Source organism: Mesorhizobium sp. B2-4-19, assembly GCF_006441315.1.
GTDB lineage: Bacteria > Pseudomonadota > Alphaproteobacteria > Rhizobiales > Rhizobiaceae > Mesorhizobium.
Genome location: NZ_VFUV01000006.1, coordinates 214,563 through 228,463, shown reverse-complemented (window position 1 = coordinate 228,463; position 13,901 = coordinate 214,563). Strand labels below are relative to the sequence as shown.

The 13,901-nt window shown below is 63.4% G+C and carries 13 protein-coding genes; 7 read left to right on the top strand and 6 right to left on the bottom strand.

Annotation, left to right across the window (positions count from 1 at the left end; genetic code table 11):
• Positions 1–5: 5 nt before the first annotated feature.
• The 4 genes from FJ546_RS13510 (at position 6) to FJ546_RS13495 (ending at position 3,683) form a co-directional block, all read left to right on the top strand.
• Complete coding sequence (locus tag FJ546_RS13510; protein WP_140889778.1) at positions 6–1,022, top strand: alcohol dehydrogenase catalytic domain-containing protein; 1,017 nt, start codon at positions 6–8, stop codon at positions 1,020–1,022.
• A gap of 12 nt (positions 1,023–1,034) precedes the next feature.
• Positions 1,035–1,823 carry an alpha/beta hydrolase gene (locus FJ546_RS13505; protein ID WP_140889777.1) on the top strand — a complete coding sequence of 263 codons (789 nt, stop codon included), beginning with the start codon at positions 1,035–1,037 and terminating at the stop codon, positions 1,821–1,823.
• A gap of 28 nt (positions 1,824–1,851) precedes the next feature.
• On the top strand, positions 1,852–3,072 hold the full coding sequence (locus FJ546_RS13500; protein WP_140889776.1) for an acyl-CoA dehydrogenase family protein: 1,221 nt from the start codon (positions 1,852–1,854) through the stop codon (positions 3,070–3,072).
• Between the two features lie 62 nt (positions 3,073–3,134).
• Positions 3,135–3,683, top strand: coding sequence for a flavin reductase family protein (locus FJ546_RS13495; protein ID WP_140889775.1), 549 nt, complete (start codon positions 3,135–3,137; stop codon positions 3,681–3,683).
• Between the two features lie 101 nt (positions 3,684–3,784).
• On the opposite strand, the gene FJ546_RS13490 is transcribed toward FJ546_RS13495, so the two are convergent.
• From FJ546_RS13490 to FJ546_RS13465, 6 genes are all read right to left on the bottom strand, one after another.
• A complete protein-coding gene (locus FJ546_RS13490; RefSeq protein WP_095789860.1) occupies positions 3,785–4,534 on the bottom strand; it encodes a ribonuclease activity regulator RraA in 750 nt (249 codons plus the stop codon).
• Positions 4,535–4,557: 23 nt separating this feature from the next.
• The gene (locus FJ546_RS13485) at positions 4,558–5,721 is read right to left on the bottom strand and encodes a mandelate racemase/muconate lactonizing enzyme family protein (protein WP_140889774.1); all 1,164 of its coding nucleotides are present in this window, start codon (positions 5,719–5,721) and stop codon (positions 4,558–4,560) included.
• Positions 5,722–5,747: 26 nt separating this feature from the next.
• Positions 5,748–6,845, bottom strand: a complete 1,098-nt coding sequence (locus FJ546_RS13480) for an ABC transporter ATP-binding protein (protein WP_140889773.1) — start codon at positions 6,843–6,845, stop codon at positions 5,748–5,750.
• Positions 6,846–6,855: 10 nt separating this feature from the next.
• Positions 6,856–7,746 (bottom strand): carbohydrate ABC transporter permease, encoded by an 891-nt coding sequence (locus FJ546_RS13475; protein WP_140889772.1) that lies wholly within the window; start codon positions 7,744–7,746, stop codon positions 6,856–6,858.
• Positions 7,743–8,702, bottom strand: a complete 960-nt coding sequence (locus FJ546_RS13470) for a sugar ABC transporter permease (RefSeq protein WP_140889771.1) — start codon at positions 8,700–8,702, stop codon at positions 7,743–7,745. Before FJ546_RS13470 ends, FJ546_RS13475 begins: the two co-directional genes overlap by 4 nt.
• Before the next feature lie 76 nt (positions 8,703–8,778).
• A complete protein-coding gene (locus tag FJ546_RS13465) occupies positions 8,779–10,257 on the bottom strand; it encodes a sugar ABC transporter substrate-binding protein (protein ID WP_140889770.1) in 1,479 nt (492 codons plus the stop codon).
• A 214-nt stretch (positions 10,258–10,471) separates the two neighbouring features.
• Here FJ546_RS13465 and FJ546_RS13460 point away from each other — a divergent pair, with 214 nt between their 5' ends.
• From FJ546_RS13460 to FJ546_RS13450, 3 genes are all read left to right on the top strand, one after another.
• The gene (locus tag FJ546_RS13460; protein WP_140889849.1) at positions 10,472–11,182 is read left to right on the top strand and encodes a GntR family transcriptional regulator; all 711 of its coding nucleotides are present in this window, start codon (positions 10,472–10,474) and stop codon (positions 11,180–11,182) included.
• Between the two features lie 55 nt (positions 11,183–11,237).
• Positions 11,238–12,404, top strand: a complete 1,167-nt coding sequence (locus FJ546_RS13455) for a mandelate racemase/muconate lactonizing enzyme family protein (protein ID WP_140889769.1) — start codon at positions 11,238–11,240, stop codon at positions 12,402–12,404.
• Positions 12,405–12,467: 63 nt separating this feature from the next.
• The gene (locus tag FJ546_RS13450; protein ID WP_140889768.1) at positions 12,468–13,826 is read left to right on the top strand and encodes a mandelate racemase/muconate lactonizing enzyme family protein; all 1,359 of its coding nucleotides are present in this window, start codon (positions 12,468–12,470) and stop codon (positions 13,824–13,826) included.
• The last annotated feature ends 75 nt before the right edge of the window (positions 13,827–13,901 follow it).

The window sequence follows — 13,901 nt, the reverse complement described above, 5'->3', positions numbered from 1 at the left end:
TTCTTATGAAAGCAGCCATCTTCGATACGGTCGGCAGTCCGCTGCGCGTCGGCACGGTGCCGGACCCGGCGCCGGCGCCCGACGAGGTCGTCCTGCGTGTCGCCGCTTGCGGCATCTGCGGCAGCGACCTGCACATCACCGAGGATCCGGTGCCTTTCGGCATCGGCGGAGGCTTCGTTCTCGGCCATGAGTTCGCCGGTGACATCATCGCGCTGGGATCACGGGTGGCGGGGCTTGGGGTCGGTGATCGCGTTGCCGTCGTGCCGATGCGCGGCTGCGGGCACTGCCAGGCCTGCAGGCGCGGCGATCCGGGCCGCTGCCCCGACATGGTGCTGATTGGTGGCGGCTATGCGCAATACGCGGCCGTCGCCGCGCGCCAGTGCCATGTCTTGCCCGAAGAGGTGGCGCTGGAGGACGGCGCGCTGGCCGAACCACTCTCGGTCGCGCTGCACTGCATCGTGCGCTCGGGCATGAAACCGGGAGACCGCGTCGCGGTCCTGGGCGCCGGACCGATCGGCCTGCTCGTCGCCTTCTGGGCGCGGCGGATGGGGGCGTCGTGCGTGGTCGTGGCCGATATCCACAGCCATCAGCGCGACCGCGCGCTGGCGCTCGGTGCGACCGGTTTCGCGCTATCGGGCAACAGGCTGGCAGAGAACCTTGCCGATCTCTGCGACGGTGCGCCCGATATCGTCTTCGAATGCGTCGGCAAGCGCGGCCTCATCGACGCGGCGGTCAAGGCGGTCCGGCTGCAGGGCACTGTGGTCGGCGTCGGCCTGTGCATCGGCGGCGACGAATGGGACCCGTTCGTCGCGCTGACCAAGGAAGTGAACCTGCTGTTCTCGGTCTTCTTCCATCAGCGCAACGAGTTCGGCGTCGCCCTCGATGCGCTGCGCGGCGGACCTTTCGCGCCGCAGGCGCTGATCACCGATCGGATCGACCTCTCGCCGGTTCCGCAGGTCTTCGAGAGCCTTCGCCGCCGCACGACGCAATGCAAAGTGCTGATCCAGCCTGACCTTGCCTGAGGAGAAATGAGAATGACCGTTCATCTCGACACGCTCGACTACGATGTCGGCGGCATAAAAACGGTGGTGAAGGCCATCGGCAAGGGCAAACCCGTGCTGTTCCTGCACGGCGCCTCGACGCTGGAAGGTTTCGACTTTGCGGCAGGTCTCGCCGACCGTTTCCGCGTCCTGTGCCCCAGCCATCCGGGCTTCGGCTTTTCGGGTGCCGCGCCGCATGTGGCTGGGATGTCCGACATGGTTCTGCATTATCTGAACCTGCTCGATGCCCTGAAACTGTCGGAAAAACCTCATCTCATCGGCTTTTCCATGGGCGGCTGGATGGCGACGGAGCTGGCCGGCCTTGCCCGCGAGCGCTTCGACAAGGTGGTGCTGATCGCGCCGGCAGGGCTCAATGATCCCGCGCACCCGGCGACCGATCTCGGCGCGGTCGCGCCGCAGGAACTGCCGGCCTTTCTGTCGCATGACATCTCGGTGGCGTTGCGCTATTTCCCCGACGGCTCGGACCCGGCCTTTGCCGAGGCCTTCGGCGCCGATCGCGCCCGCGAAGGCGAGACGCTGGGCCGCCTGCTGGCGCCATTCGGCATGGGCCACCCCAATCTGCGCCGCTTCCTGGCGCGCATCACCAATCCGGCGCTGGTCGTCTGGGGCACCAAGGACCGTCTGCTGCCGGCCAGCCAGGCGCCACTCTTCGTCGAGGCGCTCCCGGACGCACGCCTGATCCTGGTCGAGGATGCCGGCCATTTCGTCATGCAGGAAAAACCCGAAACGCTGAACAAGATCGGCGACTTCCTCGCCGGCTGATCACATTTCAAACAAGGAGGAGAGAACGATGAACAAACCCATCAAGCATGGCTCATGGGGAACGACCGTCGACCATCGCGACCTGCTGGAGAAGATCGCCGAGATCGGGCCGATCCTGGAAGCCAATGCCGCCGCCGACGAGGAGAGCGGCGAACTGATCCAGGCTACGTTCGAGGCGCTGAAGCCGCTGCGCATGTCGCATATCTTCGCCGCCGAGAGCCTTGGCGGCGCGCAGTTGCCACCCACGCAGGGCCTTCAACTGATCGAAGCGATCACCTGGCATTCGGGATCGGCGGGCTGGGTTTCGATGGTGCATTGCTGCATCGGCGCGATGTCGGCGGCCTTCCTGCCGGACAGCGCGGTCGCGCGGCTTTTCGCGCCGGGCACCGACAACCGTTTCTCGGGGCAGGGGGCGCCGCTGGGCATGCTGAAGAAGGTCGACGGCGGCTACCGGCTGAACGGCAAGTGGAGCTATGGCAGCGGTTTCAGCCACGCCACCTACAGCCACAGCGCCGCCTTCGTCGACGACGGCACCGGCAAGCCCGCCAAGGACGAGAACGGCAATGTCATCGTCATGTGCGCGCATGCGCCGATCTCCGAGCACAAGCAGCTCGGCAATTGGGACGTGCTGGGCCTCGGCGGCACCGGCTCCATCGACTATGCGGCCGAGGACGTCTTCATCGCCGACGATCTCGTCTTCCCGATCCTGACCGCGCCGCCGCTGCGCCAGAAGGAGTTCTTCAGCCTCGGTGTCGTAGGCCTCGCCGCCATCGGCCATACGGGCTGGGCTCTGGGTGCCGGCCGGCGGATGCTGGACGAGATCGCCAAATTCGCCCGCTCGAAGTCGGGCCGCGCCGGGCTAATCGGCGAGAGCGAGAAGTTCTGGCATGACTATGGCCGCGCGGAGGCCCGCTATCGTGCCGCCCGCGCCTTTGTCTTCGAAACCTGGCGCGACGTCGAGGCGACGGTCGAGGCCGGCAACAGGATGTCGACGCGGCAGATCAGCCTTGTCCATCTGGCCAAGTCCGAGATTCACGAAGTTGGCGTCGATATCTGCAACTTCGCTTACCGCGCGGGTGGCGGCGCGTCGCTGCGCGCCGGTGTGATCCAGCGCACCTTTCGCGAGATGATGGTGGCGGCCAACCACTTCACGATCGCGCCGTCGATCGTCACCTCGGCCGGCCGCGACATCGGCGGCATGTGGAGCGACCGCGTCTGGCAGTTCTACGACCTGATCGAGAAGAAGTAGTCCGAAGGGCCGGGCGGGAGACGCCGCCCGGCCTCCTTTCAAAGTGGAGCTGAGATACGTCGATGAGCTTGCCGCATCCGATGACCAACGCCTTCCGCGAAGCCTTTCGTCGCCATCCGGCGGGCGTCGCCGTGATCACGGCCGATCCCGGCGACAGGCCGGTGGCGATGACCGTGTCCTCGCTGATCTCGGTGAGTGCCGCGCCGCCGGTCGTCGCCTTCTCGCTTTCGATGAAATCGACTTCGTCCGAGCCCCTGCTGCGGGCCGAGACCATGGTGATCCACCTGCTCCGCTTCACCGATATCGACCTGGCGCAACTCTGCGCGTCGAGCGGCGCGGAACGCTTCCCGCCCGGGGGCGCCTGGGCGCGGCTGCCCACGGGGGAACCGCGCTATACCGGCGTTTCGACCTGGTTTCGCGCACGCCGGCTCGGCCTGCTGCCGATCGAGGGCGCGACGCTGGTCGCGGCGGAGCTGCTGGAGGGCGAGGTACAGCCGGACGAGGTCCCTCCGGAGGCGCATTCGCTGGTCTATCTCGACCGTCGCTGGCATCGCCTACACAAGGAACTGGACGGCGTGGCCGAGCTGCTCGATACGTCCCGTTTTCTGTAAGCCCACCTGTGGGCGAGGCGGGCTCAAAATATCGGCCGACGATACGGCGAGGGCCATCGCGCTGCCGGAAGGGCTGACACCCGCCGCGGGTGACCCCTGCGTTAATTTGGGTTCCCCAAGCCGTTTTTCTTGCGCCACGCCTCGTACTCTGCGCGCGCGTCGTCATGCAGCGGATAATAGCGTTGCAACGGGGCGCCCTGGAGGAGCTTCTCGCGCGAGAATTCTTCCCAATCGTGATGCTTCTTGGCTTCCTCGATGACCTTTGCGGCCATTGCGACAGGAACCACCACGACGCCATCATCGTCGGCAACGATGATGTCGCCGGGGATCACCGTGACACCGCCGCAGGCAATCGGAACGTTGACGGCATTGGGATAGATGCTGGTCTGCACATGATAGTTGGGCGTCCAACCGCGCAGCCAAAGCGGCAGGTCGAGCTTCTCGACATTGGGCCTGTCGCGCATGCATCCATCGATGACGATGCCGGCGCCGCCTCTGCCCTTGAAGTAGGTCGACATCATATCGCCGAAGACACCAGAGCTCATGTCGCCGCGCGCGTCGACCACGACCACGTCGCCGTCCTGGGCGTGATAGAGCACATGCCGATGCAGTTGCGTCTCCGGATCGGCATATTCTCCCTCGTTGAAGAGATCCGGCCGCTGCGGCAGGAACTGCAGCGTCAGCGCCGGCCCGACGATCGACTTGCCGTGGTTCTGCGCCACCGGTCCGACCATGTGCGGATTGCGGAAGCCCATGTGGCCGAGCGTGCCGGCAACGGTCGCCGCACCGATCTCCCTCAATCCCTCGATCAGGTCCTTGGGCGGCCGGATGATGTCGGAGGTATGCGTCATGGTGGACTCCGGTTGAAATTGAACTACCAGTTGGTGACAGAACCATCGCGGCGCTTGAGGTGGGGCGCTTCCCAGAAGCGGAAGCTCTGCGCCTGGATCGCCGCCTCGTTGACCTCGACGCCGAGCCCCGGGAGATCGCCGACCGGATAGGCGGGGCCGTCGAGTTGCGGTTGCACGGGGAAGAATTCGGAACTGTCGAAGCCCAGCTTTCTTTCCGGCACCCTGGTCTCGAGCCAGGCGAAATTGGGGACCGCGGCGGCGAGATGCACGGTCGCGGCCGTGCACACCGGGCCGAGCGGATTGTGCGGCATCAGGTCGACATAGTGCGCCTCGCTCCAGCCAGCGATCTTCATCGCTTCGGTGAGCCCGCCGACATTGCAGACATCGAGCCGGTTGAACTGATGGATGCCGCGCTCGATGTAGGGCAGGAACTGCCACTTGCTGGCAAATTCCTCGCCGATGGCGAACGGGATGTCGGTCATCGTGCGCAGGGATTCGTAGGCTTCCGGGGTTTCGTCGCGTATCGGCTCCTCGAGGAAATCGAGCACGCCGCGGCCGAGCTTGTTGCAGAAGCTCGCCGCCTCGGCCACCGACAGCCGATGATGATAGTCGATGCCGAGGACGACCTCGTCGCCCAGGGCCTCGCGGGCCTTGTTCAGCATCCGCGCGGTCACGCCGATCGACTCGCGCGGCTCGAAGATGTCCTTGCTGCTTTGCCCGGCGGGGAAGAAGCGGATCGCCTGCCAGCCCTGTTCGTACAATTCGCGGGCTCGCTCGATGGCAACATCGCCCTCGGCCTCGTCTCCGGTCGAGGCGAAGGTGGGGATGCGGTCGCGCTGCTTGCCGCCGAGCAATTCGTAGACCGGCACGCCCAGCGCCTTGCCCTTGATGTCGTGAAGCGCGATGTCGATGGCGGAGATCGCCGCCTGCAAAACGCGCCCGCCTTCAAAATACTGGCTGCGGTATGCCTCTTGCCAGATGCGGCCGATCTGCAGGGGATCGCGGCCGATGAGGAATTCGCGATAGTGCTCGACCGCGCCGGTCACGGCTCTCTCGCGGCCGCTCAGGCCGCTCTCGCCCCAGCCGAAGATGCCCTGGTCGGTCTCGACCTTCACCAGCATCTGGTTGCGTGTTCCCACCCACACCGGGTAGGGCTTGATCGCAGTGATCTTGAGCTTCGTCGTCATCAACGCCCGCGTCCCAAACGCCTGTCTCAGGCGGCCTCGAGAGCCATTTCAGTTTCGCCGTCGAACAGGTGCATCCGCTCCTGGTCGAACTCGAGCCAGATCTGCTCGTCAGGTTTGACGGCAATGTTTGGGGACACGCTGATGTTGACGATGGCGCCGGAGAGCAGCGCCTGCACGAAGGTGACGTCTCCGGTTGGTTCCACCGTATAGGCCTTGGCCGGAATGGCGCCGGGGATCGCGCCCTTGTGGAGTTTGATCGTCGAGTGTCGCGCACCGAGCACGACCTTCCTGGTGGTCGAACTCTGGGCCTTGCGCGCGTTGCGTTGCGACAGCTCGATGCTCCAGCCTTCCGCGCTCTTCAGGACGGTGTCGCCGTTTGCCGTCGAAGCCTCCAGCGGAATAAGGCTCATCGCCGGGCTGCCGACGAAGCTGGCGACGAACATGTTGGCTGGATGCGCGAAAACCTGCGCCGGCGAATCATATTGCTGCAGATAGCCGCCGTTCATCACAGCCATCCTGTCCGCCATGGTCACGGCCTCGAGCTGGTCGTGCGTCACATAGACGATCGTCGCCTTGAGGTCCTGATGGAACCGCTTGATTTCGGAGCGCATCTGCACGCGCAGCTTTGCGTCGAGATTGGAGAGCGGTTCGTCCATCAGGAACACCGCCGGATCCCGAACGAGCGCGCGGCCGAGCGCCACGCGCTGCTGTTGCCCGCCAGAAAGTTCGCGCGGCTTGCGCTCGAGCAACTGCGTCATGTCGAGCACCCGCGCCGCTTCCCGGACCTTCTTGTCGATCTCGGCCTTGGGCAGCTTGCGCATCTGTAGCGGGAAGGCGAGGTTCATGTAGACCGACTTTTGCGGATAGAGCGCGTAGTTCTGGAACACCATTGCGATGTCCCGGTCCTTGGGGTCGAGACCGTTGACCACCTGGTCGCCGATGACGATGTCGCCCGACGTGATCGGGATCAGCCCGGCGATGAGGTTGAGCGTCGTCGTCTTGCCGCAGCCAGAGGGGCCGACGAGCGCGACGAACTCGCCGTCATTGACGGTCAGCGAAACCTCGTTGACGGCTTTGAAGCCGCCATAGGTCTTGACGAGATCCTTGAGGACCACATGGGCCATCGGCAACTCCCTAGTGCTTGACCGCGCCTTCTGTAAGGGCGCGTACGAAGTATCGTTGCAGGACGAGGAACAGCACCACGACGGGGACGCTCATCATGAAGCTGGCCGCCATCAGGCCTGGAAAGTCCGTCGTGTTTTCCGAGAAAAAGCGCTGGATGCCGACCGGCAGCGTCAACTGTTCGTTCTTGGAGAGGAAGGTGTAGGCGTAGATGTACTCGTTCCACGCGCCGATGAAGGAATAGATCGCCGTGGCGATGATGCCCGGCGTCGAGAGCGGCATCACGATCAGGATGAAGGCCTGGAACCGCGTTGCCCCGTCGATGCGCGCCGCCTGCTCGAGCTGCACCGGGATGTTGTCGTAGAAGCCCTTGAGCAGCCAGATCGCCAGCGGCAGGCCGAATGTCAGGTAGGTGAGAATGAGCGAGCCATGCGTGTTCACCAGCCCGATCGCGCGCATCAGGATGAAGAGCGGCACGAGAAAGGTCACCGCCGGGAACATGTTGCGAAGCAAGACGGTGAAGAACAGGAAGTTCCGGCCCGGGAAGGTGAAGCGCGAAAACGCGTAGGCCGCGGGAACCGCCACGATCACCGAAAGGACAGTCGTGGCGGTGGAGACGAAAAGGCTGTTCCAGAAGAAGCGGAGGAAGTCCTGGCCGACACTGTTCTGCGGATCGAGCAGCTTCTGGTAGCTGGCGAGGGTCGGTTGGTCAGGCCACCATTGCGGCGGGAATTGCATCGCGGCGAAGCCGGACTTGATCGAGGTGATCAGCATCCAGGCCATCGGCAACGCGGTGTAAAGCAGCATGAACACGAGGAAGATGCGCCCGCCCCACCGCCATCCGTCTATGCGCATGCGGCGACGGGCCCGGCCTCGAGGAGGAGTCTCGGCAATCGTGCTCATGCGCTCCCATCCTTGCGGCCGTTGCCGCTTAGCGCGCGGACGTAGAAGTAGCCCAGCGTCATCAGGATGATGAACAGCAGCACCGAATAGGCCGATGCCACCCCCCAGCGCTGCCGGCCGAAGGCGAGCTCATAGATGTGGGTGATCCAGATATGCGATGCGTTCGACGGCCCGCCGCCGGTCATGATCCAGGGGATGATGAAGGAGTTGAAGTTGGCGACTGCCAGCAGCAGGATCGTCACTGTCGAGACATTGCTCAAATGCGGGAAGGTGACGTGCCAGAAGCGCTGCCATGCATTGGCTCCGTCGACCTTGGCGGCGCGCAGCAACTGGTCGGGAACCGTCTGCAGGCCTGCCATCATCATGATCATGGCAAACGGAAATTCGCGCCAGATGTTGACGACGATCAGGGAGGGCAGCACCGTTGAGACGCTGTCGATGAAATTCGGCGGCCGGTCGGCCAATCCGAGGCCGACCAGCACCGCGCCGATGATGCCGAAGTCCGAATGGTAGATCCACTTCCAGATATAGGAGGCGGCGACCGCGCTGATGACCCAAGGAATGATCAGGATGGCGCGCAGGACACCTCGGCCGAAAAAGTCGCGGTGAAGCGCCAGCGCGGCGGCAAACCCCAGGACGAAGGAGATGACGGTGGACCCCACCGTCCAGATCAACGTGTTCCAGGTGACCTTCCAGAACACCGCGCTGGTGAGGATGACGGTGTAATTGTTGAAGCCGATGAAGGTCTTGTCGCGAAGCTGCAGGCCAGGCGGCGTATTAAAGAATGACAGCTCGATCGTGTAGTAGATCGGATAGGCGATGACGACGAGCATCACGGCGATCGCGGGCAGCACGTACGCGTAGTCGGCGCGATGCTCCCAGATCTTGCGCAGCACGCCGGCTCTACCGGGTTGCAATCTTCGGCGAGCCTCGGCCTTGCCGGTCACGATCGTCACTTTGGCGTGCCCTTGTTCTTCGGAACGAACCGGCTGACCTCGGAGCAGCCGGTCAGGATCGCAGGTCAGGCTCGGACTAGAGTCCGCCCATCAGGTCTTTCACCTTCTTGGCCGCGTCGTCCGCTGCCTGATCGACGGTCATCGCTCCGGTCAGGGCATTCTGCAGCATGTCGGGGATGATGATGTTCATGATCTCGGGAGATTGCGGCAGCGCCGGGAACGGGATGCCGTAAGGCAGCATTGAGGTCGTGACATCGAGGAACTTGATGCTGTCGAGGCGTTCCTTCATCCACTTGGTCTTGAAGCCGTTGAGGTTGCCCGGATTCGAGCCGGCATAAGCCATCTTCAGCGACCATTCAGGGCTCGACCACATGCAGATGATGGCCTTCGCGGCCGGCTCGTCCACCTTGCCGCCCTCGACATATTCGGGCTTCAGGATGTGGATGTTCGAGCCGCCGAACACGACCGCGCGCTTGCCGTCGGGGCCGGTCGGGATAAGGCCGTAGCGCATGTTGTCGATGACGGTCTGCGCCTTGTCCTTGTCGGTGCCGGTCGCCTTCTTCTGCAGGTCGAGCATGACATTGTAGTCGGACGGGTGCGAGATCATCATGCCGAGCTGGCCGGCGAGGAACAGCGGCTGGTTGTCGGCCTGCTGGTTGGTGAGCGCCGAAACCGGAACCGACTTGTCGCGGACATACATGTCGTAAGAGGCTTGCAGCGCCGCCTTGCTCTGCGGGCTGTCGAGTTCGATCTGCTGATAGGTCGGGTTCGCCTTGGCTTCGTCGAAGACGCCGCCGCCATAGGCCCACAACTGAGGCATGAAGCGATACGGGGTATTGCCGGCATTCTTGCGAGCCACGAGGCCGTAACCGGCAATGCCGAGCTTGTCGTGGATCTGCTTGGAATATTTGACGACGTCGTCCCAGGTTGCCGGAGCCTTGTCCGGATCGAGGCCCGCGCGCTTGAAGATATCGGCATTCCAGATGAACGCCATCGTTTCATTGTTGGTTGGAATGCCGTAGGTCACGCCGTCCCAGGACACGGCTTTCATGGCGCCGGGCCAGAAATCATCCGTCGAATACCCTACATCCTCGGGCTTGAGCGGCTGCAGATAGCCCTTTGAAGCGAACTCGGTGCCGCCCAGGATTTGCAGGCGGACCGCCATCGGCGCCGCATTGCCAAGGAGCGCCGTGCGGAACTTGTCCAGGAGGTCGTTGTAGGTGAGGGCCTGTTCCTCGAGCTGGATGTTCGGATAGGTCTTGCGGAAGGTCGCGAAGAAATCCTTGTAGTACTGGCGCAAGAGATCGGGGTCGCCCTCGAACACGCCCTGATACCAGAAGGTCAGTCGACCCTTGTAGTCGAGCGGGGTGACCTTGGCACAATCGGCCGCCGTGTCAAATTCCTGCGTGCCCGCAATGGAGCGCACATATTCCGGCGACCACTTGCTCAAGTCGACCGGCGGAGCAGCCAGAGCCGGTGCGGACATCAACGATGCGATCAATGCAGTGGAGACAGTGCCGCGCAGGACGGCACCGCCGAGCGTGAACCTCGTCATAGGTATCCTCCAGGTTTCTCTCCCATGCCGCTCTACATCGAGGCGGGCGGCTTTATTCGTCGGCCGCGGGAACATCTCCTCAAATGTATCCCTTCGAACGCTTTACACGTTTTCAGATCGCAGATTGGCTGTCAACGCAACAAATCGTACATTGTTTATGGAAATCGTGCGTGATATCGAAAAAGGCGTGTATTCATTGAAGGGGGAACCGGCCTTGGCCGAAACGCGGGAATTCAAAGCAGAGCCACCCGCGGGGATCGATCCTCTCGGGGCCTCGAGCGAGGGCGCCTCGCTTTATGAGCTGATCAGGGAGGACATCATCGAGGGCCGGCTCGCCGCCAACGAGCGGCTAGTGGTCACCGATCTGGCCCGGCGTCACGGCACCTCGACCAATCCCGTGCGCGAGGCCCTGCAACTGTTGCGTGGGGAAGGCTTTGTCACCTTTCTCCCCAATCGCGGGGCGCGCGTGCGGCCCATAGACCAGGATTTTGTCCGCGATATCTACGAGATCGGTGTGCTGATCGAGCCGGCCCTGACGCGATGGTTCGTGAGCATGGCCACAGACGAGGACATCGCCGAACTCGAACGTCTTCAAGGTCTGATCGAAGAGAACAACTTCGCCGACACGTTCAGGCACAGCGAGCTGGACACCGCCTTTCACACCGTGATGTACCAGCGGCACTACAACCGCCATGCCGCCGAGCTTTGGTGGAAGCATCGCGAAGTGCTGCGCGCCGTGAGCCGGCGTTTCAATTTCACGCTCGCCCGGCGTGCCGCCATCATTCGCGAGCACCGCGAACTCATCGCGCATGTGAAGGCGGGAAATGCCGACGAGGCAGCCGAACTCATCGCGCGCCATGTCGAGGGCTCCGGGCGGCATGTCCTCGAACACATGCGCGCGCGCAACGCCGCGCGGGCAGGGTAGAACAATCGGCCCGGAACACCGCTCTTCGGGTCTTCCAGATAAGGGTAGTTGAGAGATGAAAATCACGAGCATTCGGCCGTGGCTGATCAAATCCGATGCGTCTTATTGGGGAGAGTACCTGTTTGTCGAAGTGACGACCGACGAAGGGGTGAGCGGCTGGGGAGAGATTACCACCACGACAAAGCTGGCCAACCGTGCGCTCTGCACGATCCTGCGACAGATCGGCGCGGCCGTGACCGGCGAGGATCCGGCGCGCATCGAGCATCTGTGGCACAAGATTTTCCGCAGCTTCACCTATATGGGCAGCCGCGGCGCCGCCGTCGAATGCGTGAGCGCCATCGACATAGCTCTCTGGGACATCCGTGGCAAAGTCCTCGGCAAGCCGATCTACGAGTTGCTGGGTGGACCGGTGCGCGAGGAAATCGCGCTCTACACCCATCCCAACCAGGCGAAGTTCACCAGCAAGGAGGCTGTGGTCCGCGAAATCAGCGATATCGTCGAATCCGGGCACACCGCGCTCAAATTCGATCCTTTCCCGCATCAGGGCCGCGGCGCCGATGGGCTGTCGCGCGAGCAGCGGGACGGCTATCTCGATGGCGGCATGACCCGCAAGGACGAGCGCGAAGCGGCCGAACTCACGGCGCTGATCCGCGAGACGGCGGGTCCCGACGTCGACATCCTCATCGATGCGCATGGACGCTTCGACGTTCCCACCGCCATTCGCCTCTGCCGCAGCCTCGAGGAAGCGGGCCAGATCGACTGGTTCGAGGAGCCCTGTCCGCCCGAGAGCCTCAATGCCCTGAAGCAGGTGCGTGACAAGGTCAGCGCCCCAATCTCGTGGGGCGAGCGCGGCCACACGAAATGGGATTTCGTGCCGGTGCTCGAAAACAAGCTCGCTGACTACATCATGCCTGACGTCACCTGGACCGGCGGCATTACCGAACTCAAGAAGATTTCCGCCCTGTGCGAAGCCTACTACATCCCGGTCTCGCCGCATGATGCCGCGGGGCCGATCAACGTGGTCGCGGGGGCGCAGGTGATGATGACCGTTCCGAACTTCTACAAGCTCGAAACGTCGGAGTGGAACCTGGGCAAATACGATCACCTCATCGACAGACCGCTCGATGTTTCGAACGGCAGCCTCAAGCTGACGTCGAAGCCTGGTCTCGGTGTCGAGATGAACCGCGACTACCTGCAAGCCCATGAGATCGAGCTGAGCTAGCAAGGCTCAACTTCGGCACGCGCTTGGGGAGCGACAAGCCCCCGACCAGAACGAGGACAAATCATGCCAAAAACGGGCGGAGCCGGCGAGGCTCTCAATCGGGTCAACGCGAATTCCAAGCCATCCGACCTTCGCATCACCGACATGCGGGTGGCCGAAATCGTCGGCGCGCCGTTCACCTCGGCGCTGCTCAAGATCTATACCAACCAGGGCATCGTCGGGCTCGGCGAGGTGCGTGACGGTGCCAGCGCCACCTACGCGCTGATGCTGAAGAGCCGGCTGCTTGGCGAGAACCCTTGCGACATCGATCGCCTGTTTCGCCGCATCAAGCAGTTCGGCGGTCACGGCCGGCAAGGCGGCGGCGTCTCGGCGGTCGAGATCGCGCTCTGGGATCTCGCAGGCAAGGCCTATGGCGTCCCCATCTACCAGATGCTCGGCGGCAAGTTCCGCGATCAGGTGCGCGTCTATTGCGATACCGATGCCGAGAAACCGAGCGGCACCGAAACCGGAAAGCGCCTCAAGCAGCGCATGGACCGCGGTTTCACCTTCCTCAAGATGGACCTGGGCTTGATGCAGATCGCCCATGTCCCGGGCGCCGTGTCCGCGCCCGCCGGCGCGCTCGAAGGGTTTCATGCCAATCCGCGCGGCCGTGGCGGCACGCTTGAGGAGCGGAAGGTCCGCAATCTCGCCTACGACGCGCAGAACGTGCGGCACCCGTTCACCGGCCTGCATTTCACCGAAAAGGGGATCGATCTGCTCGAGCAGTACATCCACGAGGTTCGCGAGGTGATCGGATACGAGATCCCGCTCGCCATCGACCATGTCGGCCACATCTCGCTGCAGGACGGCATACGCCTGTCGCGCCGTATCGAGAAATACGTCCCGGCTTGGCTGGAGGATGTGATCCCCTGGCAACATACCGAGCAGTACCGACAATTGCAGGGGGCCACCACGGTGCCGATCTGCACCGGCGAGGACATCTACCTCAAGGAGGGCTTCGAGCCGCTGCTCAAGAGCGGCGGCCTCTCTGTCATTCACCCGGACCTGCTCACCAGCGGGGGCATTCTCGAGACCAAGAAGATCGGCGACATGGCGCAGGATCACGGCATCGCCATGGCCATCCATATGGCCGAAAGTCCGATCGCCGCGATGGCCGCCGCGCATGTCGCCACCGCGACCGAGAACTTCATGGCGCTCGAATACCATTCCGCCGATGTCGACTGGTGGGACGATATCGTCACCGGCCTGCCCAAGCCGCTCGTCAAGGATGGCGTCATTATCGTGCCCGACAAGCCGGGGCTGGGTATAGACGATGTGGTCGACGAGGTGATCAGTCAGCATCTGCAGCCCGGTGTCACGGGGGTATGGCAATCCACCGAGCATTGGGACAGTGAATATAGCTGGGACCGGACCTGGAGTTAGGCCAGACCCCCTGCCATCATTCGCCCCAGGCTCACCGGGCCAACGACCCGACCATTCGTGGCGACCTCTCCCTAG

What these genes read in the sequence shown, in the direction of transcription:
- FJ546_RS13485 (WP_140889774.1), bottom strand. Translation starts at nt 5,721, where the DNA reads ATGACGACGAAGCTCAAGATCACTGCGATCAAGCCCTACCCGGTGTGG.
- FJ546_RS13510 (WP_140889778.1), top strand. Translation starts at nt 6, where the DNA reads ATGAAAGCAGCCATCTTCGATACGGTCGGCAGTCCGCTGCGCGTCGGC.
- FJ546_RS13490 (WP_095789860.1), bottom strand. Translation starts at nt 4,534, where the DNA reads ATGACGCATACCTCCGACATCATCCGGCCGCCCAAGGACCTGATCGAG.
- FJ546_RS13495 (WP_140889775.1), top strand. Translation starts at nt 3,135, where the DNA reads ATGAGCTTGCCGCATCCGATGACCAACGCCTTCCGCGAAGCCTTTCGT.
- FJ546_RS13465 (WP_140889770.1), bottom strand. Translation starts at nt 10,257, where the DNA reads ATGACGAGGTTCACGCTCGGCGGTGCCGTCCTGCGCGGCACTGTCTCC.
- FJ546_RS13505 (WP_140889777.1), top strand. Translation starts at nt 1,035, where the DNA reads ATGACCGTTCATCTCGACACGCTCGACTACGATGTCGGCGGCATAAAA.
- FJ546_RS13455 (WP_140889769.1), top strand. Translation starts at nt 11,238, where the DNA reads ATGAAAATCACGAGCATTCGGCCGTGGCTGATCAAATCCGATGCGTCT.
- FJ546_RS13480 (WP_140889773.1), bottom strand. Translation starts at nt 6,845, where the DNA reads ATGGCCCATGTGGTCCTCAAGGATCTCGTCAAGACCTATGGCGGCTTC.
- FJ546_RS13450 (WP_140889768.1), top strand. Translation starts at nt 12,468, where the DNA reads ATGCCAAAAACGGGCGGAGCCGGCGAGGCTCTCAATCGGGTCAACGCG.
- FJ546_RS13500 (WP_140889776.1), top strand. Translation starts at nt 1,852, where the DNA reads ATGAACAAACCCATCAAGCATGGCTCATGGGGAACGACCGTCGACCAT.
- FJ546_RS13475 (WP_140889772.1), bottom strand. Translation starts at nt 7,746, where the DNA reads ATGAGCACGATTGCCGAGACTCCTCCTCGAGGCCGGGCCCGTCGCCGC.